Source organism: Pseudomonadota bacterium (genome assembly GCA_016711215.1).
Taxonomy (GTDB): Bacteria; Myxococcota_A; Polyangia.
This window is the reverse complement of record JADJTL010000007.1, coordinates 20,374-39,070: the sequence shown is the minus strand read 5'-3', so window position 1 is coordinate 39,070 and position 18,697 is coordinate 20,374. Positions and strand designations below refer to the sequence as shown.

Here is an 18,697-nt window from a genome sequence, read left to right as displayed (position 1 = left end):
TCCTATTCTCCGTCCTGAGCGAGCCGGCCACCCCAGCAGCTTATCGGCGCGCGCACGCCGTATGGCGGGGCTCCTGCGCCGCGCCTGCGCTTGGCACGCCCTCGTCTTCACCCTGCCGCTTCTCGCTGCCTGTGGTGATGCCAGCCTGGCCCACGTCGTCCAGCGCAGCATGCTGCGCGACGTCTCGCGCCAGGGTCAGATCACGGTCTATGACGCCGAGAACGAGACGGTCATCGCGCTCGACCAGCTCGACGAGGCCGAGGACGCGCTGCGCGACACCGAGCAGCAGATCCGCGTCACCGAGCGCAGCGCCGCGCGGGCCAAGAAGCGCGGGAGCCGCGCGGGCGTCCGGCTCGCCGAGGCCTGGGTCGGCTACCTCGAGGAGCTGCGCGATTGGGCCGAGGCCCAGATCGAGCTGCGACGCCTCGGCCTGGTCGTCGCCCGGGCGGCGATTGAGCTGACCAAGGCGCAGCTGGTGCAGCGAGAGGACCTGCCGAGCGGCAAGCACTTCTCGCTCAAGGATTTCCGCCGGCAGTACGAGCGGCTCCAGGCGCGCTACGACCGAGAAGGCAAGCGCGTCAAGCGCCTGCGCGAAGCGGCGCGAAAGAAGGAGCTGCGCTGGTGGGAGCTCCGTCGCCGCGTCGTCGCTCAGACCGGCGATCACAACACGGTCTTGTGGGTGGACTGATGCGGCACCAAGTCTTCACAGTCGGCGCCCTGGGCGGGCTCCTCTTGCTCGCCGCCGCTCCTAGCGACGGCACCGCCGCCCCGGCGCGAACCAAGCGTTCCACGGCGCACCCACGCCGCGCCCACAGCCTGCCGGCGACACGCTCGGCGCCCGCGCCCGGCGCGCCAACAGCAGGCGCGCGTGCGCGGCCCTGGGCCAACGTGCCCGGCATCGCGGGCAAGCTTGCGCGAGACGCCGTCACGCAGGCGGCAGCGGCGAGCGGCAGCGACCCAGCGAGCGCGGAGCTCGCCACCAAGGAACCAAGCGCAGAGCTGGCGGGCATTACCGTCGCTGTCGACGAGGCGACCCTGCGCGCATCGCTGACGCGCCTACGCGCCGCTCTGGCGCGCGACCCCAACGACGCGGCGGTGGCCCGCGAGCTGGGCGGTGTTGCGTTGCGCCTCGGCGACCTCGACACCGCTCTTCCGGCCCTGCGGGCGGCCGTGGCCGCGCGTGCCGACGACGCGACCGCACAGCTCGAGCTCGGCGTGGCACTTCACCGCCGCGGCCGTCTCGCCGAGGCCTTGGCGGCCTTCCTCAAGGCCACCGATCTCGCGCCACACTCCTATGCCGCCTGGATGAATCTCGGCATTACCTATCGTCAACGCGGACTTCCTCAGGAGGCCATCGCCGCCTTCCGGCAGGCTGTTAACAGCGCCCCGGACTCCGCGGAGGCCCTCCTTCACCTGGCCGAGGCGCACGCTCAGGCGCTGGAGCGCGATGCCGCCGAAAGCGCCTACCGCAAGGCCATCGCGCTCGATCCGAAGCTCATCGCCGCGCGCAATAACCTCGGCAACCTGCTGCTCTCGGCCGGTGACCGTGACTCCGCCCTCGTCGCCTACGACGCGGCGCTCAAGGTCGCGCCCAAGGACGCCGACGTGCTCTATAACCGCGGCGTCTGCCTCTTCCGCCTCGGGCAATTCACGGCGGCCGCCAAGGCCTACCGCCGCGCGCTGCAAGAGCGGCCGCGCTATACCCTGGCGCTGAACAACCTCGGGGTCGCGCTTGGGCGCCTCGGACGCAACGAGGCGATGCACCGCGCCTTTGCGGCGGCACTCCGCACCGACCCCAAGTTCGGCCCGGCGGTCTTCAACCTCGGCGTGGCCTCGCTGCGCACCGGGCGCACCAGGGAGGCCGTGCGCCACCTGCGCGACGCGATCTTGATCAATCCCGCGATGGCCGAGGCGCACCGGCTGCTCGGTGAGGCATTGATTCGCCTTGGCGAAATCAACGAGGCCAAGGTCGCCCTGACCGCAGCCCTCGATCTCGAGCCCGGCGATAGCGATGCGCGCCGCTTCATGGGCGTCGCCCTGGCGCGCAGCGGAGATAGCGATCGTGCGGCCCGCGAGCTCAGCGCCGTCGTGCGCAGCCATCCCGAAGACCTGATGGCACGCCTCGTGCTCGCGGAGGTGCTGGCCAACAGCGGCGAGACCGACCAGGCCATCGCGCAATACCGCGCGGCGCTGGAGCTCGATCCGAGGAACGCTGACGCGCACTTTGGCCTCGGCGAGGTGCTCTATGCGCTCGGGCGCCACAACGACGCGATTGCCTCGTATGAGCGAGCCACCGCCTTCGATTCGCGTCACAGCGGCGCGCAGTTTCGCCTGGGCGAGGCCTATCACGTCGCGGGGAATTACGATGCGGCGCTGCGCGCCTATCGGGCCGCGGCCAGCGCCGATCCCTCGCTGCGCGCCGAAGTGCACTACAAGCTCGGGGACATCTACTTCCGCCTGAAGAAGACCCAGCTCGAGATCGGCGAATACCTCGAGGCGATCAAGGCCAACCCTCGTCATACGAGCGCCCGCATCGCCCTCGGCTTCGCCTACGCCCGCCTGCGCATGTACCCCGCGGCCCTCAAGGCCCTCGATCAGGCGGCGACCGACCAACCGAACAACGAGCTCGCGCATTACTACCGGGGCTTTGCCCTCTACAATACGGGACGCGTCGACGAGGCCGTGGCCGCCTATCAACGCGCGGTCGCGCTGCGACCGAACTTCGCTGAAGCTTACTACTACCTCGGCCAGATCTTTCTCGAGCGCCAGCAACCCGCTGAGGCTCGGGCGGCCCTGACCGCCGCGTTGGCCGCGGATCCACGGCACGCGGCCGCCGCCGCGGCGCTGGCGAAGCTCAAGACGGCTCCCTAGAGCCGAGCTGCTGCATTCGTCGGGGAGGTTTCTCGGTTGTCGCTAGGCTCCCGGCAGAACCCAGCTACGAGGCTGATCGGCGCGCAGCCGCTTCCCGAGCTGGCGGTCCAGAGCTTTCGGCTGGAGCTCGTCCGCGGCCCCGAACCGGGACAGAGCTGGGACCTCGGGCCCCGTACGCGCCTGGGAAAGGGGCCCGATAACGACATCACCATCGCCGACGCCACCGTTTCCCGTCACCACCTCGAGCTCGAGCAGACGCCGACCGGCTTCCTGCTGCGCGACCTCGGTAGCACCAACGGCACCTTCCTCGACAATGCTCGGATCGTCGAGGCCTACCTCCGACCAGGGATGGAGCTGCGGGTGGGCGAGGTCGCGCTGCGACTGCGGGCGCACCACGAGGGCGTCCGCATCGAGCCGACCGGCGAGGATAGCTTTGGCGAGCTGCGCGGCCGCACGCCCGCGATGCGACGCATCTTCGCCCTGCTCGAGCGCGTCGCCCCGACGGATGCCACGATTCTGATCACCGGCGAGACGGGCACCGGCAAGGGCGCCGTCGCCCACGCCATCCACGCGGCGAGCCTGCGCGCCGACAAGCCCTTCGTAACCGTCGACTGCGGCGCCATTTCGCGCACCCTGATCGAGAGCGAGCTCTTCGGCCACGAGAAGGGGTCCTTCACCGGCGCCACCCACCAGCGGCGCGGCGCGCTGGAGACCTGCGCCGGCGGAACGCTCTTCATCGACGAGCTCGACGACCTGCCGCTCGACGTCCAACCCAAGCTGCTGCGCGCGCTCGACGTGCGCGAGGTCACGCGCGTCGGCTCGAACAAGCCGCTCAAGCTGGATCTGCGGGTCGTCGCCGCGACGAAGAAGGACCTGCGCCAATCCGTCGACCAGGGGCAGTTTCGCGAGGATCTCTACTATCGGCTCTCCGTGGTCACCTTCGCGCTGCCCGCGCTGCGCGAGCGCCTCGAGGACGTTCCGCTGCTCTCCGAGCGCTTCCTCGCCGCCGCCGGGACGCGCTGGGATCGCCTGCAGCCCGCGTTTCAGGATCGCCTGCTGGCCCACACCTTTCCCGGCAACGTCCGCGAGCTGCGCAATCTGCTCGAACGGGCGAGCTATCTCGACGAGCTCGAGTCCTTCGACCCGACCTGCTTCCCGAGCGACACGACCCAGGCCGCAGCCGACAGTGAGCTGCGTTTCGCGATCGACTACCGGCGGCCCTTCAAGTTGGTCAAGGAGGGCCTGGTCCACCGCTTCGAGCATGAGTACCTCACGCGCCTGCTCGTGCGCACCGGCCGTAACATCACGCGCGCGGCGCGCGAGGCCGACATCGACCGCAAGTACCTCTACATGCTACTGAGCAAGCATGCGATGATGCCGGGCGCTGATGACCCTGGCGCGAGCGACGGCTGAACCGACGAGGTCTCAGCGCGCGACGAACCGGCGCAGCTTGGGCTTTTGCAGGGCTTCGGCTCGATGCAGGGTCTGAGTCGATCTTGCGCTACCTACTTGGAGGCTGCGATGAGCATGAGAGCAGAGCGATGGATCATGGAGCGATGGATCATGGTCGTGGGCGGTTGCGTGCTGGCGGCGCTCGGCGCCTGCTCGGACGGCGCGGGCGACGCCAAGCGTGCCTGCCCGCCGCAGGGGATCGGCGTGGCCGAATTCGAGGGCCGGAGCCCCGCCCAGCAGGTGCTCGAGTACAAGCAGTACAACTGCGCGCAGCCCCAGATCTGTCCTGACATCGGCAACCCGACCGCCTGGACCTATGGCGTGATACCGAACTGCAAGGACACTGGTAACTGCCCCGGGCCGTCCCAAATCAACCTCAACCTGACGAACTGCTCGACGGGCAAGCAAACGCTGGTGATCGAGAAGGTTCAGATCTATGGCGACGAGCGCTGCTCCTTCCAGGAGGCGGCGATCGAGAAGAAGGAGCTCGCCCCGGGCGAGATCATCGCGATCAAGACCGACTGGGCGCCGGCCAGCGTCGGTGAGGACCACGCCCAGTTCCGCATCCATTCCAACGCCCAGAATTTCAAGCCGCTGGTCGTCGCATTCTGCGGCCAGGCGGTCCTGGCGAGGAGCGGCTCGGCGGCCGGCGATGCGGGCGTCGCGACCGACGGAGGCGCAACACGCGCCGACGCCCGCGCGACCGGCCTGCTCTGCCGTGACGTCAAGTCGATCACCGCGAGCTGCCACGGCGAGTAGCGGAAGCCGGCGCCTCTCTCGCGCCCTGAGCCATCCGCGGCACCACATGACGGCCCGCCTCGCGCTGCTGCCACCAGCTCTGCTGCTCCTGGGCGGCCTCTGCCTGGCCGCGCCAGTTCGGCCTCGTTCACGCCTCTTGCTGCTGGCTGACTCAGGCCCCTCGGACCTCGTCGGGCTGGCCGCCCGCGAGCTCCTCAACTCGCCACGATTTCAGGTCATACCGCTCGCGGCCCTGACCCCGCTGATGCAACAACGCGACGCCGAAACCGGCGTGACGGCGCGCATCAAGGCGCTGCGCGAGGAGGGCCGTCAGGCGCTGTTGGCGCTCGCCGACGACGTCGCGGCGCGCAAGGTCGACGAGGCGCTCGCGCTCGCTCGCAGCGCCTTCGTGCGCTTCTATGAGCCGGCGCTGCTGGCGCAGCTCCACCTGCTGCGAGCCATCGCGGGGCTCAACCAGTCGCGACCCGACCTGGCGGGTGAGGATTTCCGGCGCGCGCATCAACTCGATGCCGAGCTCATCCTCGACGCGCACTACAGCCCCCAGGTGCGCGAGGCCTTCGCCCGAGCGCTCGAGCATGAGCCGGAGGCGGCGACGCCGCCGCCGAGCACGGAGCTGACAGCCCTCTTCGGACTGCAGCCCGAGGCGCGCTACGCGATCGTGCTCGCCGCGGACACGCCGCAGGAGGGAACGGTTCTGCTCAAGGGCCTGGCCCTCGAGCGAGGGGCGCTGCACTACACCCTGATCGATGCCAGCAGCATCAGCATTGCGCCGGCGGCCGCCGCCCAAGCGCGCGCGCGCGAGCTCGGGGTGAAGCTCAAGGCGTGGCTCGAGGCGCGGGTCGAGGCAGGGGCCCAGGTAGGGGTAAAGGCGCCCGTCCTGCCGGCGTCGCCGGCGGCTCAGCCGCGCCCGGCGACAGCCCCGCCCCGCGCCTGGTACGCGCGCTGGTATGTCTGGGTCGCGGCCGCGATTGTCGTGGGAGGCGTGGCCACGGCCGTGCCCCTCGCCCTGCAGCGCGACGTCGTGGCGCTGGACGTGCGCTGGTAGCCGCTCCAGATGCGATCCCTCCGCGCGCTTCAGTCCCTGAGCCTGCTGGCGACCAGCGCGCTCGCCCTGGTCGCCTGTGAGCAGCAGCAGGGCCACGTCACCCTGCAGCTCGTCGCCTCCCCGGACCCCCTCGAGGCGCCCCTCGAGGGGGTGGCCCAGACGCTCCGCCTCACGGTCTCCGGCGGTCAAGGCCGCAGCGGACCGCTCCTGCTCGCGGTCAGCGAGGGTCGTGGTCGCCTCGGCGGCGTCCCGGTCGGTCGCGGGCAGACGATTACCGTCGAGGGGCTCGGACCGGCGGGCAACGTGGTCAGCCGCGGGCGCAGCGCGCCGCTGGCGCTCGGCGCCGGCGAGGGGACGCTGGCGCTCTACATTGGACGCCTCGAGCGCTTCAGCGCCATCGCCGCCACGGCCAGTGGCAAGCGCCGCGGAATGGTCGAGGGGCGCGCCTTTCACACAGCGACGCCGCTGGGCGATGGCTCGCTGCTTTTGGTGGGCGGAACGACCGCGCCCTGGCGGGCCGAGCAAACGAGCGCGCCAAGCCCCACGGCCAGCGTCGAATGGCTCGACGGGCAGGCCCTTCGCTTCAGCGAGGACTCGCCATGCGACCGTCCGCGAGGCTGCCTGCAGCAGGCACGCCTCGGGCATTCGGCGACGCACCTCGCACGGGACGACACGGTGCTCGTCGCCGGCGGCAGCATCGACGCTGGCGCGGCCGCAGCCCCGCCGACGACCGCCACCGAGCTCTACAGCGCGCGATCGGGCGTCTTCTTCGAGGGCCCGCCGCTCGACACCACCCGAACCGGACACGCCGCAGCCGATCGCGGTCCCGATCAGGTCGTGCTCGTCAGCGGCCGCAGCGGCGCTACGGTCACCGACGGCGTCGAACTCTACCGCGGCGGGATGATCACTCCCCTGCCCCGACTGCGACAGGCTCGGCGCAACTTCACGGTCACCGCGCTCGGCGATGCCACCCTGATCGTAGCCGGCGGCTTCGACGCCGACCACCACCCGCTGGCGACCACCGAGCTGCTCCTGCCTGGCGCGCCCCAGTGGGCGGGCGGACCGGCGCTGCAGGTGGCCCGCGCCCACCATACGGCCACGCTGCTTGGCGACGGCAGCGTTCTGCTCGTCGGCGGGCTCACCGACGATGGAGCGGCGACGGCAGCCGTCGAGCGGGTCGATGCGCGCGGCGCCAGCGTGGTCGTCGAGCTGCGCACGCCGCGCTGGGCCCATACCACGAGCCTGCTGCGCGACGGCCGCGTGCTGGTCGTCGGCGGCTTCGCGCTCAGCCTCAACGGCTCGCCGAGCAACTCCTTCGAGGAGCTGCAGATCGACAGCAATGGCAGCTTCAACGCGCGCGCGCACTGCTGTCTCCGACTGCCCCGCGCCGGCCACAGCACCACGCTGCTGGCTTCAGGATGGCTGCTGGTTGCAGGCGGCTTGACCGAGAGCGCGGCGCTCGGCTCGGGCGAGGGCACGGCCCTTCCGCAGGTCAGCGATACGGCCGAGGTCTTCGTCTATTGATGCGGCTGATCGAGTGCGCGGCTGAAATGGAGCAGGTAGTCCACCGCTGAAAAAATCGACAGGACGAGCGAGAAATAGATCGTGTGCATTCCGACGCGCTGGAAGTCGACATAGAGGTCGGTGAAGAGCAGCCGGTAGCGGAAGTGCAAGATCAGGCAGGCGATGCCGACCAGTTGCAGCGCGGTCTTCTCCTTGCCCAAGGGACGCGCCGCGATGACCAGGCCCTGCGCCGAGGCGATCCCTCGCAGCGTCGTCACCGCCAATTCGCGCGCGAGCAGCAGGATCACGACCCAGCCGTCGATGCGACCGAGCGGCACCATCCACACGAGCGTGGCCATCACCAGGATCTTGTCCGCCAGCGGATCGAGGAACTGGCCGAGCAGGCTCACCTTGCGCTGGCGCCGCGCCAGGTAGCCGTCAAGGAAGTCAGTCACCGCTGCCAGCATGAAGAGCAAGCAGGCGACGAAGCTGCGCAGCGCGCTCTCGTTGTCGATATAGAACAGCACTGCGGGAATGCTGACGATGCGCAGCAGGGTCAGCAGATTGGGCAAGGTGCGCACTTCGCTCGTGCCACCCCAGCCGCCGCGCTTTTGTTTGACCCGGGGCGCCATGCTAAATTCCGAGTTTGCGTTCGTCTCTGCGCATCAGCCCAGCATCAGCGCCGCGCAGGGCGCTGACCAACGGAGCCTTACCCGTGAGCAGTGGGTTACCCGTGAGCAGTGGGTTACCCGTGAGCAGTGGGTTACCCTCGCGCGTCGCCCCTGCATGGTCCGTCCCCAGGGGACGAAGCAGGAGCGTAGCGCTGTCAGCGGCACTGGCGCTGCTGCTGCTCGCGCCCGTACCCGCCGCTGCCGACATTTTCGCGTACACCAGCCGAGACGGCGTCATTCACTTCACCAACATTCCGCAACCCGGGAAGCCGTGGCGTCGCGTCATGCGGACCGGGCCGGGGAAGGCAGCCCAGATCCACGCGCGCCGCAGCCGGCGCCCTCTGCCGCCCGACCGCGCTCAGCGCTACGAGCAGCACATACAACAGGCTGCGGCAGTCTACCAGATTCCGCCCTCGTTGATTCACGCGGTCATCGGCGTCGAGTCCGACTACGACCGCAACGCGATCTCACGGGCCGGCGCGCAGGGGCTGATGCAGCTCATGCCAGCCACCGCCCGCGGCATGGGCGTCACCGACGTCTTCGACGCGCGACAGAACATCTTCGGCGGTGTCCGTTTCCTCCGCGTCCTCGCCAATCAGTTCGCTGGCAGCCTCGTCAAGACCCTCGCCGGTTATCACGCGGGCCCAGGCGCGGTGTTGCGCTACGACGGGCCTCCGCCCTACGCGACCACGCTGCAGTACGTGCGGATGGTCATGGGCCGCTACCGTCGGCTGCGCCAGCGCGCCCTGCCCGGGGCGATGATCCCCGCGAGCGCTGCGGCCGCTTCGAGTGAGGACCCGCCCTCGAAGCAGCAGGAAGAGGCAGCGCACCCGGAGGGCGAGCTGGCGCGGAAGCGAGCCACCGCGGAGCCGCGCGGCGAGGTGCTGACAAGGAGGTAGTTCTCCTCGCTCCCAACTCCGGGTTATAATGCCGCCGCTTGGGGTGGGTGTGTGTTTTTTACCTACCTGTGATGCGGTCAGCAGCTCCAGGATTGTGCCCGGCGGCGGTCGCCGCCGCCGAGTCGCTGGCGGCGCCGCAGTGGTAACGCGTGGAGCCTCCCGGACGAACCGCTGACGTTCGGCACAGGCACGCGAGGAGACGGTGGATGGAGATATTCCGCGTCGGCCAAATGGCCGTTTATCCGGCCCAGGGCGTGGTCGAGATCGTCGGCAACGAGGAGAAGCACATCTCGGGCAAGCCCCTGCGCTTCTACGTGCTGCGCATCCTCGACACCGACATGCGCATCATGGTGCCCGTCGACAAGGCGCACGAGGTCGGGCTGCGCCGCATCGCCAGCGCAGCAGAGATCGAGGAGGTCCTGGATATCCTGCGCGAGAAGGAGATCCACGCCGACAAGCAGACCTGGAACCGGCGCTACCGTGGCTTCATGGAGAAGATCAAGACCGGCTCCCTCTTTGAGGTCGCCGAGGTCTTCCGCGATCTCTACCGACTCAAGGCGACGAAGACGCTCTCCTTCGGCGAGCGGCGCATGCTCGACACTGCGAAGAACCTGATCGTCAAGGAGCTCGCGGTCGCCCGCAAGCACACCGAGGCGAAGACCGAGCAGGAGCTCGAGAAGCTGTTCGAGAACTGAGGCCCGCGCAGGCCCAGCGGCCCGAGCTTGACAGCAACGCACCAGATCGTTAGCGTCGCGCCCCATGCAAATTGAAGTTCGCGGCGGTGACATCCTCGACTTCGACGTCGATGGTTTGGTCATTCCGACCAACTCCCTGGGCACGATGGTCGAAGGTATCGCGGCCCGTGCGCGCGAGCGCATCGGAGCGGCCTGCGAAGAGGCGGTGACAATGCACGCGCCGATCGCGGTCGGCGCGGCCTTGGTGACCGGCGCTGGTCCGCTACGCGCGCGGAGCCTGATTCATGCCCCATTGCTCGAGGCCCCCGGGACCCGGGTCAGCGTCGAGAGCATCCGGCGCGCCACGAGAGCCAGTCTGCTGGCCGCGACGGCACACTCGCTCGAGCGCATCGCGATCCCGGGGATGGGCTACGGTGATCTGGGGGTCTCCGAGGAGGAGGCCTCGCGCGCGATCATCGACGAGGTGCGCGCCTACAAGGGCGCGACGCCCGTCTGCGTGCTCCTCGTCGACGAGGACCCCGTAATGTGCCAGGCCTTCAGCGCCCAGGTGCCGGCGTGACCGACCTAGGCGGCGTCAAGGTCGCCGCGCCGCCCCAGCGCCCTGCCGGGCCGAGGCCGGCATCGGGCACTGCCAGCGGCGGGCACCACCGCCCACGCGCGCGGACGGTCGAATGAGCCTGAGCAGCTACCTGCCGATCGCCCTGTTGTTGGTCATCGCCCTCGGCATGGCGCTGGCGCTGACGCTGCTCGCGCGCCTGCTCGGACCCAGCCGCCCGACCGCCGAGAAGCTGCTTCCCTACGAAAGCGGGCTCGATCCCGAACGCACGCCGCAGCTTCGCTTTGGCGTCCAGTTCTACCGCGTCGCCTTGCTCTTCCTCGTCTTTGACATCGAGGCGGCCTTCTTCTACCCCTGGGCCGTGCTCTACCGCGAGCTCAGCTGTGACGGCGAGGTCTACCGCGGCGTCTGCCAGGGCCGCGGTAATCCCTTCGGCCTGCTCCTGATGCTGGTCTTTGTCGCAGTGCTGCTGCTCGCCCTCGCCTACGTTTGGCGCAAGAAGGCCCTCGAATGGGACTAGAGCTGGCCACCGGGCGCCTCGCCGACGCGATCAACTGGGCGCGCAAGTACTCCTTGTTCCAGTACCCCTTCGTCACGGCCTGCTGCGGCATGGAGTTCATGGCGCTCTGGGGCCCACGCTTCGACGTGGCCCGCTTCGGCGCCGAGTTTCCCCGCTTCTCGCCGCGCCAGGCCGATCTGCTGATGGTTGTCGGCACCGTCACCGAACGGCAGGCGCCGGTGCTCAAGCGCATCTACGAGCAGATCTGCGAGCCCAAGTGGGTCGTTGCCTTCGGTGTCTGCGCCTCGAGCGGTGGCTTCTACCAGAACTATTCGACGGTCCCGGGAATTGACCACGTGATACCCGTCGACGTGTATATTCCCGGCTGTCCTCCGCAGCCCGAGCAGGTGCTCGATGCGCTGATCATGCTACAGCAGCGGATCCAAGAGGGGCGCGGCTGGTCACAGCGCCAGCAGCCGCTCGAACCCGCCGCGCAGCGCCAGGGCAAGCGGCCGCCGCGGCCCTAGAGGCGGCGACCGACGAGAGGCGATCGGCGCTGCCCGGACCGTCAGCCTACCGCACCAGTCAGGAGCGAACCGTGAGTCTGGACGTCTTGAAGCAATTGCGGGAGCAGTTTGGGCGTGCCGTGCTGCGCACCCATAGCGAGCGCGGGGACGACACCGCCCTGATCGAACCCGCAGCCATTCGCGCCGTCTGCCTTTGGCTGCGAGATACGCCCGAGTTGGTCTTCGATATGCTCACCGACCTGAGCGCCGTCGACTACCTCGAACAGGGGCGACGCCCTCGTTTCGAGGTCGTCTACCACCTCTACTCCCTGCCGCGGCGCCATCGCGTGCGCCTCAAGCTGGGCGTCGACGACCCCGCCGCCGAGGTCGAGACCGTCTCGGATCTCTGGCGCAATGGCAATTGGCTCGAACGCGAGGTCTGGGACCTCTACGGCATCAAGTTTCGCAATCACCCGGACATGCGCCGAATCCTGCTCTATGAGGCGTTCCAGGGCCATCCCCTGCGGAAGGACTACGTGAAGGATCGCCGACAACCGCTCTCGCGGCGACCCGCCGCCGAGATCTCCGCCGCGCTCGGCGGACGCCCCGATGGGCGTCGCGGCCTGCTCTAAGGCGCCGTCGGCAGAAAGGCCAAGGCGCCGTCGGCAACGAGGCTGGCGCGCTGCCGGCAGGGAGGCCCCCAATGCGTGATGCCAAGCTCGCTCGTCCGCTGCCCGCGGGCGTCGGCGCTCACCCGCCGCAACGGCCGGGCTTGCTCGGTCACGGGCAACAGCATAGCGACGGCCGCGACCTGCCGACGGAGGAGATGGTCCTCAACATGGGCCCATCGCATCCGGCGATGCATGGCACCGTCCATCTGCGCCTCGCCTTGGACGGCGAGAAGATCGACTCGGCGGTGGTCTCGGTCGGCTACTTGCACCGCGGCTTCGAGAAGGAATGCGAAGCACATACCTGGGCCGAGAACTTCCCCTACACCGATCGGCTCAACTACGTCTCGCCGATGCTCAACAACGTCGGCTACGCCCTGGCGGTCGAGAAGCTGCTCGGCGTGAGCGCCCCGCCCCGTGCGCAGTGGATCCGAATGATCGTCGGCGAGCTTGCGCGCCTCTCCGATCATCTGACCTATCTCGGCGCGCAGGTGATGGAGTTGGGCGCCTTCACGCCCTACTTCTACGTGATCAAGGCGCGTGAATGGGTCTGGGATCTGCTCGAGCTGGTCTCGGGGGCGCGCCTGACCCATGCCTACGTGCGCATTGGCGGCGTTGCCGCGGATCTGCCCGCGGACTTCGCGGAGCGCACGCAGCAGACGCTCGACCGCCTGCTGCCCGTGGTCGCCGAGTTCGACCAGCTGATCACCCGCAACCGCATCTTCATGGATCGGATGCAGGGCATCGCCGTGATCAGCGCGGACGAGGCGATCAGCCACGGCTGGACGGGACCTTGCCTGCGCGGCAGCGGCGTCGACTATGACGTGCGCAAGGCGCATCCCTACCTCCACTACGATCGCGTCGCCTTCGAGATCCCGATCGGCGCGGCCGGCGACAACATGGACCGCTATCTGGTGCGCCTGGAGGAGATCCGCCAGTCCTGCGCGATCATCCGCCAGTGTCTGCAGCAGCTCGAGCCGGGCGCGATCCAGCTCGCCGACCCCCGCGTCAGCATGCCGACCAAGGCCCAGGCCTACAACACGATCGAGGGGCTGATAAACCACTTCAAGCTGGTGGTCGACGGCATCGAGGTGCCCGCCGGCGAGGTCTACTCCTACACCGAGGCCGGCAACGGCGAGCTCGGCTTCTACCTGGTCGCCGACGGCAGCGGGCGTCCGGTCAAGTGCCGCTGCCGCCCGCCCTGCTTCATGCAGATGACGGCGCTCGGCCACCTGCTGACGGGGCTGAACATCGCCGACATCATCCCGACCTTCGACACGCTGAACATGATCGGTGGTGAATGTGACCGCTAACAAGCCGCAGTCCGCCGTCGCCAGCGCCGCGCGTGGCACCGGCGAGGTCGTTGAGTTTCAGCTCGACGGGCGCCCGATCCGCGCGCTCAAGGGTCAGAACCTCCTCGAGGCGCTGCTCGAGGCTGGCGAGCCGCTGAGCGCCTTCTGCTACCACCCGGGGCTGAGCGTCGCGGCACAATGCCGGCAGTGCCTCGTCGGCATCGGCGAGGGCTATCGCCTCGTACCCGCCTGCCAGTGCACGGTGCAGCATGGCGTGAGCGTGCGCTCACAGACCGACCAGGTGCGTGATGCGCGCCGCGCCATGCTCGAGTTCACCCTGCTCAACCACCCCGTCGACTGCGTGATCTGCGACAAGGCCGGCGAGTGCGCGCTGCAGCGCCACTACATGGACTGGGACGCCCGCCCGGCGGCGATCAATCACCAGAAGGTGCACAAACCGAAGCGCGTCGATCTCGGTCCGAACATCGTGCTCGACGCCGAGCGCTGCATCCTCTGTAGCCGCTGCATTCGCTTTTGCAGCGAGGTCGCCGGCGCGCCGCAGCTCACCTTCGCCGAACGCGGGGATCATACCGAACTGACCACGGCGCCCGGCCAGGCGCTCGACAACCCCTATGCGCTCAACACCGTCGATATCTGCCCCGTGGGTGCGCTGACGGATAAGGACTTCCGCTTCCGCAGTCGCGTCTGGGACCTCTGGTCGACGCTCTCCGTGTGCAACGGCTGCGCCGCGGGCTGCGCCACCGAGCTGCACCACAAGGGGGGAGCGATCCACCGCATGGTGCCGCCCAAGCGCTGGGACATGAACCTGAGCTGGATGTGCGACGAGGGCCGGCGCAGCTACCAGGCGATCGCCGCCGATCGCCTGACCGAGGCCGTCGCGGACGGCCAACCGGCGACGCCGGAGCAGGCCTGTGCCCGCGCCGCAAGCGCGTTGGAGGCGCTGGCCGGGCGCGCCCCGGCGAGCCTCGCGGTGGTGCTCGGAGCCGACGCGACGAACGAGGATAACTTCGCCGCGGTCCAGCTTGCCAGCCGATGGGCCGGCGCCCGGCTCTTCATCGCCGACCGCGCCGACGACGGCCGCGGCGACACGATCTTGCGCCGTGACGACCCCAACCCCAACCGCGCCGGCACGCAGGCGGTGGCGGCGCAGTTCGCGGGCGCCACGGCCGACGGCGCGGCCCTGCTCGAGGCCCTGCGCGCGGGCTCGATCAAGGGCCTCTACGTGGTTGGCAATGCCAGCGACCTGGCGGCCCCCGTGGCTGCGGCCCTCGGCAGCGTCGAATTCGTGGTGGTCCAGGCGACCTGCAGCTCACCGCTGACGCAAGCGGCGCAGGTCGTCCTACCGGCGGCCGCCTGGGCGGAGGTCGAGGGCACGATCACCAACTGGCGCAACGAACTGGGGCGGCTACGCGCGGCCTTCGAGCCCCCTGGCCACGCGCGTCCGCATTGGGCCTGGATCCACGCGATCGGCGCCGCGCTCGGCCATCCCCCGCAGGGCGAGGCCGCCAAGGACGTCTTCGAGCAGCTGCGAGACGAGGTTCCCCTCTTCCGGCGCGCCAGCTGGGGCGAAGAGCGACCGACGGTGCGCCTGCGCTGGGCCTGCCGCCGCGGATAGCCGCAGAGAGAGACACTGTCATGCTCGCGATCCTCGCCTGGTCCCTGCTCAAGATCGCCGTGATGCTCGGCTTCGCCGTCGGCCTCTCGGCGCTGCTGACGTGGATGGAGCGACGACAGAGCGCGATGATGCAGGACCGGATCGGCCCGGTCCGCGCCAACATCGGCTCGGTGCGGCTCAAGGGCCTGTTCCACCCGCTGGCCGACGCCCTCAAGCTGCTCTTCAAGGAGGACTTCATCCCGCCGCGGGCGCGCAAGGGCATCTACCTGCTGGCGCCGGTGCTGGCGCTCGTGCCCGTCCTCCTCGTCTTCGCCGTGATTCCCTTCGGGCCCCCGCTTTGCGCCAGCGCCTGGCGCACGGTGGGCCCGGATCTCGCGGCTTGCCGTCCCGAGGCGCTGCAGATCGCCCAGATCGATATCGGGCTGCTCTTCGTCTTTGCGGTCGCCTCGCTCGGCGCCTACGGGGCGGTGCTAGCCGGCTGGTCGTCCTTCAACAACTTTGGCCTCCTCGGCGGGCTACGCGCTGCGGCGCAGATGATCTCCTACGAGGTCACGATGGGTCTGGCCGTGGTCGGGGTCCTGCTGGTCTACGGCACCCTCGAGCCGATGGCGCTGGTGCAGGCACAGGCCAGCCTCTGGGACTGGGGCATCATCCGCCAGCCGCTCGGCTTCGTGCTCTTTCTCTGCGCCGCGATCGCCGAGACGAAGCGCGCGCCCTTCGACATCCCCGAGGGGGAATCCGAGATCGTCGGCTACTTCGTCGAGTACTCGGGCACGCGCTTCATGATGTTCTACCTGGCCGAGTTCCTCGAGATCGTCTTCGTCGGTTGCCTGGTCACGACGATCTTCTTCGGCGGTTGGCAGCTGCCGGGACTGGCCGATGACGGCCTGCGGATCCTCGGGCACTACCTGCCGCTATCGCACGGTCTGGTCGTGCTCGCCCGCGTGCTCAGCTTCTTCGCCAAGGTCTTCCTCGTCTGCTTTCTGCAGCTCGCGATCCGCTGGACGCTGCCCCGTCTGCGCTTCGATCAACTGATGCGCCTGGGCTGGAAGTCGCTGCTTCCGGCGTCGATCTTCAACATCGTTGTCACCGCTGGCGTGCTGCTCGCAGCCCAGGCCGCGAGGTAGCCGATGGCAAAAATCGTCACGATAAAGCGCACCTTCGGCGACCGCCTCTACCTGCTGGGGCTAATCCGCGGGCTCCGCATCACGCTCCGGCACTTCTTCGTCAACACCTTCGGCAGCAAGGAGATCGAGACCCTGCGCTACGGGGAGTGGGATCTGCCCGATCCACCGCCGAGCAGCGACCCCGACGCCTGGCGCGGCAAGCAGAAGCAACGGCAGCGTCCGGAGCGCTTCCGCGGACGGCATCGACTGATGACGCGCGATGACGGCTCCGTGCGCTGCACTGCGTGCATGATGTGCGCGACGATCTGTCCCGCGAACTGCATCACGATCGAGGCCGGCGAGCGCGAGCACCCCGGCAGCCGCAGCGTCGAGAAGTTCCCGGTCAAGTTCGAGATCGACGAGCTGGTCTGCGTCGTCTGCGGGCTCTGCGTCGAGGCCTGCCCCTGCGACGCGCTGCGGATGGACACGCAGGAGCATATGCCGCCGATCGAGCACCGCCGCGAGGCCGTGCTCGATAAGGAACAGCTCTTGTCACGGGCGGCCCTCAGCATCGCGCGGGACGGTGGCGACGGCGTCGATTGGCGTGAGCGCTACGGCGCCGCGATCGGCGACGCCCGCCAGATCTACCGCCCCGACAAAGCCTACGACGACGCGTCTCTTGGTTATCGTCGCAAGACCACGGCGGATCAGGGGCGCTAGCGCGCTGGCCGCCAGGCCAACATCCTCGAAGCGCCTCCCCGTGGCACGGCCTTTGCGCCGTTGACCCCATCCGCACGTTGGCGGGATACTGCTGCCTAGGCTTGCTGCGGAGGAACGACAGGAGGACTACTTTTCTACTCCCTTGACTATACCCTTGGGGCCTGCCCCTGCACGTCGCGCGCAGACCCGCATCGTCGGGAAGCGCAGGGGCGAGTACCGCGGGCCCCGCCTTTGTTGCTCAGGGTGTAGAAGGTCTTCCATCGCTCTCTGCGGGGCCGTCTCTTCGCCCGCGCCGATGACACACTCGGCGCGGGCTTTTTTCTGGCAGCGCCGCAGGTGCCCGGAAGGCGCGAAGTCGCGAGGCGGGGTCCGTCCGCTGAAGGATTGACCAGCCCGGCGCCCTGGAGCGCCGAGCTGCTTGGCAGCACTAGTACTGGCTGACGCGCACGGCCACAAAGACACGGTATCCCGACGAGCTGACGCATTCGCTCAGGAGCCGGTTCCTGAGCAAGCTCGGCGTGTCGAACCCGCTACCCGTGGTGCCATACTGGTTGGTGAAGTAGTAGGGGGTCGTCGGGACCGTCACGGGGTCCTTGAACGAGCGCAGGAGGTCCGCGCCGCGGATCCGGCAGGTCGCCAGCGTGTTGCTGCCGAGGAGGTCGATGCCAAAGCGCCCCGTCTTTCCGACCTCGAAGTTGACGGTGTAGCGGGCGAGGTCCGAGTCGGTCACGTTCGGGATCGCACAGGGATCCCCAAAGGTCACGCGCCGGCAGCCCGGAATGCTCGCCGGGCAGTTCATCGACGAGGGCTCGATCGCTCCCATCGTACCCGAGCCCGTCGAGCCACTGAGCGCGCCCAGCCCCAAGACAGACTCGCCCAGCTCGACCCGCACCTCGACCCCCTCGGGGACCTCAACGCTGGCACTATTGCCTCGCAGCCACACGCCATCGACGCAGATCTGATGCGGGCGCACCAGCGCCGGATTCTTGCACTGGCCGACGGCCTTGTCGCAGACGAAACTCCGGCTCGTACAGGGCTGACACGCGCCGCCGCGGATGCCGCATTGACTGTCGGTGAGGCCGAAGGAGCTGACGCAGGTCCCGTCCGCCGCGCAGCAGCCATCGCAGCCGTTGCGCTGACAGTCGGCGATGCGGGTGGTCCCAGCGACGCAGGTGCCATTCGAGCAGTACATGCCGTTCGTGCACACACTGCAGCTTCCGCCGGGGCGCCCGCAGGCCAGCACGCTATCGCCAAGCTCGCAGGTCTTCGTCGTCGGGGAGTAGCACTGCAGGGCCGCGTTACAGGAGGAGGGGCCCGCCGCGGCAATGCCGCCGGCGCCGAAGATGCAGACGCCCCCGCTGCAGCTCTGGCCGGCGTCGCAGCCGTGGCAAACCTGGTTGTTCAAACCGCATTGCTGCGCCGTCTGACCGGCGTTGGTGTCGATGCAGGTGTTCGTCGCCACATCGCAGCAGCCGTCGCAGAGCAGCCCGCAGGGCTTCCGCGCGCCGCCGACCGGCTGGCAGACGCCCCCGGGACAGCTCGTGGGATTGGCCGACACGCAGCGCCCGACGTCGCGGTCGCAGGTCTCTGTACCGGCCTGGCAGCGCTCACAGGTGCGCCCACCGCTGCCGCAGGCTGTAGAATCCTGGGCCGGGAAGGGGCGGCAAACGCCGTTGTCCACGCAGCCGGGGCAGCCGCTGAGCGACTGATCCAGCGCGTCGCCGCCCTCCGTCCCGCAGCCCGATCCGGCGACCAGCCCGAGCGCCAGCGCGGTCATCAGGAGGCCCGAGGTCAAGCCAAGGCGTTTCATCAGCGTTCT

The 18,697-nt window shown here is 69.1% G+C and carries 18 protein-coding genes and 1 other RNA gene; 17 read left to right on the top strand and 2 right to left on the bottom strand.

Annotated features, from left to right (window positions below):
* Positions 1-61 precede the first annotated feature (61 nt).
* The 6 genes from IPL40_15275 to IPL40_15250 all read left to right on the top strand — a co-directional run bounded on the left by IPL40_15275 (position 62) and on the right by IPL40_15250 (position 7,651).
* A complete protein-coding gene (locus IPL40_15275; protein MBK8482501.1) occupies positions 62-688 on the top strand; it encodes a hypothetical protein in 627 nt (208 codons plus the stop codon).
* Positions 688-2,871 (top strand): tetratricopeptide repeat protein, encoded by a 2,184-nt coding sequence (locus tag IPL40_15270; GenBank protein ID MBK8482500.1) that lies wholly within the window; start codon positions 688-690, stop codon positions 2,869-2,871. The genes IPL40_15275 and IPL40_15270 overlap by 1 nt, the downstream gene beginning before the upstream one ends.
* A gap of 36 nt (positions 2,872-2,907) precedes the next feature.
* Positions 2,908-4,284: a sigma 54-dependent Fis family transcriptional regulator gene (locus IPL40_15265; GenBank protein MBK8482499.1), complete on the top strand. Its 1,377-nt coding sequence runs from the start codon at positions 2,908-2,910 to the stop codon at positions 4,282-4,284.
* A gap of 108 nt (positions 4,285-4,392) precedes the next feature.
* Positions 4,393-5,082 (top strand): hypothetical protein, encoded by a 690-nt coding sequence (locus IPL40_15260; GenBank protein ID MBK8482498.1) that lies wholly within the window; start codon positions 4,393-4,395, stop codon positions 5,080-5,082.
* Between the two features lie 46 nt (positions 5,083-5,128).
* Complete coding sequence (locus tag IPL40_15255; protein ID MBK8482497.1) at positions 5,129-6,127, top strand: hypothetical protein; 999 nt, start codon at positions 5,129-5,131, stop codon at positions 6,125-6,127.
* Positions 6,128-6,136: 9 nt separating this feature from the next.
* Positions 6,137-7,651, top strand: coding sequence for a hypothetical protein (locus IPL40_15250; protein ID MBK8482496.1), 1,515 nt, complete (start codon positions 6,137-6,139; stop codon positions 7,649-7,651).
* Here the strand turns inward: IPL40_15250 and pgsA are convergent.
* On the bottom strand, positions 7,645-8,262 hold the full coding sequence (pgsA, locus tag IPL40_15245) for a CDP-diacylglycerol--glycerol-3-phosphate 3-phosphatidyltransferase (GenBank protein ID MBK8482495.1): 618 nt from the start codon (positions 8,260-8,262) through the stop codon (positions 7,645-7,647). The two genes, IPL40_15250 and pgsA, sit on opposite strands and share 7 nt — an antisense overlap.
* A gap of 119 nt (positions 8,263-8,381) precedes the next feature.
* Between pgsA and IPL40_15240 the strand changes: the two genes are divergently transcribed.
* From IPL40_15240 to ssrS, 11 genes are all read left to right on the top strand, one after another.
* A complete protein-coding gene (locus IPL40_15240) occupies positions 8,382-9,200 on the top strand; it encodes a lytic transglycosylase domain-containing protein (GenBank protein ID MBK8482494.1) in 819 nt (272 codons plus the stop codon).
* Positions 9,201-9,406: 206 nt separating this feature from the next.
* The gene (locus IPL40_15235) at positions 9,407-9,895 is read left to right on the top strand and encodes a CarD family transcriptional regulator (protein MBK8482493.1); all 489 of its coding nucleotides are present in this window, start codon (positions 9,407-9,409) and stop codon (positions 9,893-9,895) included.
* Positions 9,896-9,959: 64 nt separating this feature from the next.
* On the top strand, positions 9,960-10,454 hold the full coding sequence (locus tag IPL40_15230; GenBank protein ID MBK8482492.1) for a macro domain-containing protein: 495 nt from the start codon (positions 9,960-9,962) through the stop codon (positions 10,452-10,454).
* Positions 10,455-10,566: 112 nt separating this feature from the next.
* The gene (locus tag IPL40_15225; protein MBK8482491.1) at positions 10,567-10,971 is read left to right on the top strand and encodes an NADH-quinone oxidoreductase subunit A; all 405 of its coding nucleotides are present in this window, start codon (positions 10,567-10,569) and stop codon (positions 10,969-10,971) included.
* Entirely contained in the window at positions 10,962-11,477 is a 516-nt protein-coding gene (gene nuoB, locus IPL40_15220) for an NADH-quinone oxidoreductase subunit NuoB (protein MBK8482490.1), read from the top strand. Before IPL40_15225 ends, nuoB begins: the two co-directional genes overlap by 10 nt.
* A gap of 71 nt (positions 11,478-11,548) precedes the next feature.
* Entirely contained in the window at positions 11,549-12,088 is a 540-nt protein-coding gene (locus IPL40_15215; protein MBK8482489.1) for an NADH-quinone oxidoreductase subunit C, read from the top strand.
* A 71-nt stretch (positions 12,089-12,159) separates the two neighbouring features.
* Positions 12,160-13,437 (top strand): NADH-quinone oxidoreductase subunit D, encoded by a 1,278-nt coding sequence (locus IPL40_15210; protein ID MBK8482488.1) that lies wholly within the window; start codon positions 12,160-12,162, stop codon positions 13,435-13,437.
* Positions 13,421-15,052 carry a (2Fe-2S)-binding protein gene (locus IPL40_15205; protein ID MBK8482487.1) on the top strand — a complete coding sequence of 544 codons (1,632 nt, stop codon included), beginning with the start codon at positions 13,421-13,423 and terminating at the stop codon, positions 15,050-15,052. Before IPL40_15210 ends, IPL40_15205 begins: the two co-directional genes overlap by 17 nt.
* A gap of 20 nt (positions 15,053-15,072) precedes the next feature.
* Positions 15,073-16,179: an NADH-quinone oxidoreductase subunit H gene (locus IPL40_15200; protein MBK8482486.1), complete on the top strand. Its 1,107-nt coding sequence runs from the start codon at positions 15,073-15,075 to the stop codon at positions 16,177-16,179.
* A gap of 3 nt (positions 16,180-16,182) precedes the next feature.
* Positions 16,183-16,878 carry an NADH-quinone oxidoreductase subunit I gene (locus tag IPL40_15195; protein ID MBK8482485.1) on the top strand — a complete coding sequence of 232 codons (696 nt, stop codon included), beginning with the start codon at positions 16,183-16,185 and terminating at the stop codon, positions 16,876-16,878.
* 98 nt (positions 16,879-16,976) lie between these two features.
* A non-coding RNA gene (gene ssrS / locus IPL40_15190) (6S RNA) lies at positions 16,977-17,156 on the top strand.
* Positions 17,157-17,305: 149 nt separating this feature from the next.
* On the opposite strand, the gene IPL40_15185 is transcribed toward ssrS, so the two are convergent.
* Positions 17,306-18,688 carry a hypothetical protein gene (locus IPL40_15185; protein ID MBK8482484.1) on the bottom strand — a complete coding sequence of 461 codons (1,383 nt, stop codon included), beginning with the start codon at positions 18,686-18,688 and terminating at the stop codon, positions 17,306-17,308.
* Between the last annotated feature and the right edge of the window lie 9 nt (positions 18,689-18,697).

Bases quoted from the DNA above. Each gene is read 5' to 3' on its own strand.
- IPL40_15275 (MBK8482501.1), top strand. From the start codon at position 62: ATGGCGGGGCTCCTGCGCCGCGCCTGCGCTTGGCACGCCCTCGTCTTC.
- IPL40_15270 (MBK8482500.1), top strand. From the start codon at position 688: ATGCGGCACCAAGTCTTCACAGTCGGCGCCCTGGGCGGGCTCCTCTTG.
- IPL40_15260 (MBK8482498.1), top strand. From the start codon at position 4,393: ATGAGCATGAGAGCAGAGCGATGGATCATGGAGCGATGGATCATGGTC.
- IPL40_15255 (MBK8482497.1), top strand. From the start codon at position 5,129: ATGACGGCCCGCCTCGCGCTGCTGCCACCAGCTCTGCTGCTCCTGGGC.
- IPL40_15250 (MBK8482496.1), top strand. From the start codon at position 6,137: ATGCGATCCCTCCGCGCGCTTCAGTCCCTGAGCCTGCTGGCGACCAGC.
- pgsA (MBK8482495.1), bottom strand. From the start codon at position 8,262: ATGGCGCCCCGGGTCAAACAAAAGCGCGGCGGCTGGGGTGGCACGAGC.
- IPL40_15235 (MBK8482493.1), top strand. From the start codon at position 9,407: ATGGAGATATTCCGCGTCGGCCAAATGGCCGTTTATCCGGCCCAGGGC.
- IPL40_15230 (MBK8482492.1), top strand. From the start codon at position 9,960: ATGCAAATTGAAGTTCGCGGCGGTGACATCCTCGACTTCGACGTCGAT.
- IPL40_15225 (MBK8482491.1), top strand. From the start codon at position 10,567: ATGAGCCTGAGCAGCTACCTGCCGATCGCCCTGTTGTTGGTCATCGCC.
- nuoB (MBK8482490.1), top strand. From the start codon at position 10,962: ATGGGACTAGAGCTGGCCACCGGGCGCCTCGCCGACGCGATCAACTGG.
- IPL40_15210 (MBK8482488.1), top strand. From the start codon at position 12,160: ATGCGTGATGCCAAGCTCGCTCGTCCGCTGCCCGCGGGCGTCGGCGCT.
- IPL40_15200 (MBK8482486.1), top strand. From the start codon at position 15,073: ATGCTCGCGATCCTCGCCTGGTCCCTGCTCAAGATCGCCGTGATGCTC.
- IPL40_15195 (MBK8482485.1), top strand. From the start codon at position 16,183: ATGGCAAAAATCGTCACGATAAAGCGCACCTTCGGCGACCGCCTCTAC.
- IPL40_15185 (MBK8482484.1), bottom strand. From the start codon at position 18,688: ATGAAACGCCTTGGCTTGACCTCGGGCCTCCTGATGACCGCGCTGGCG.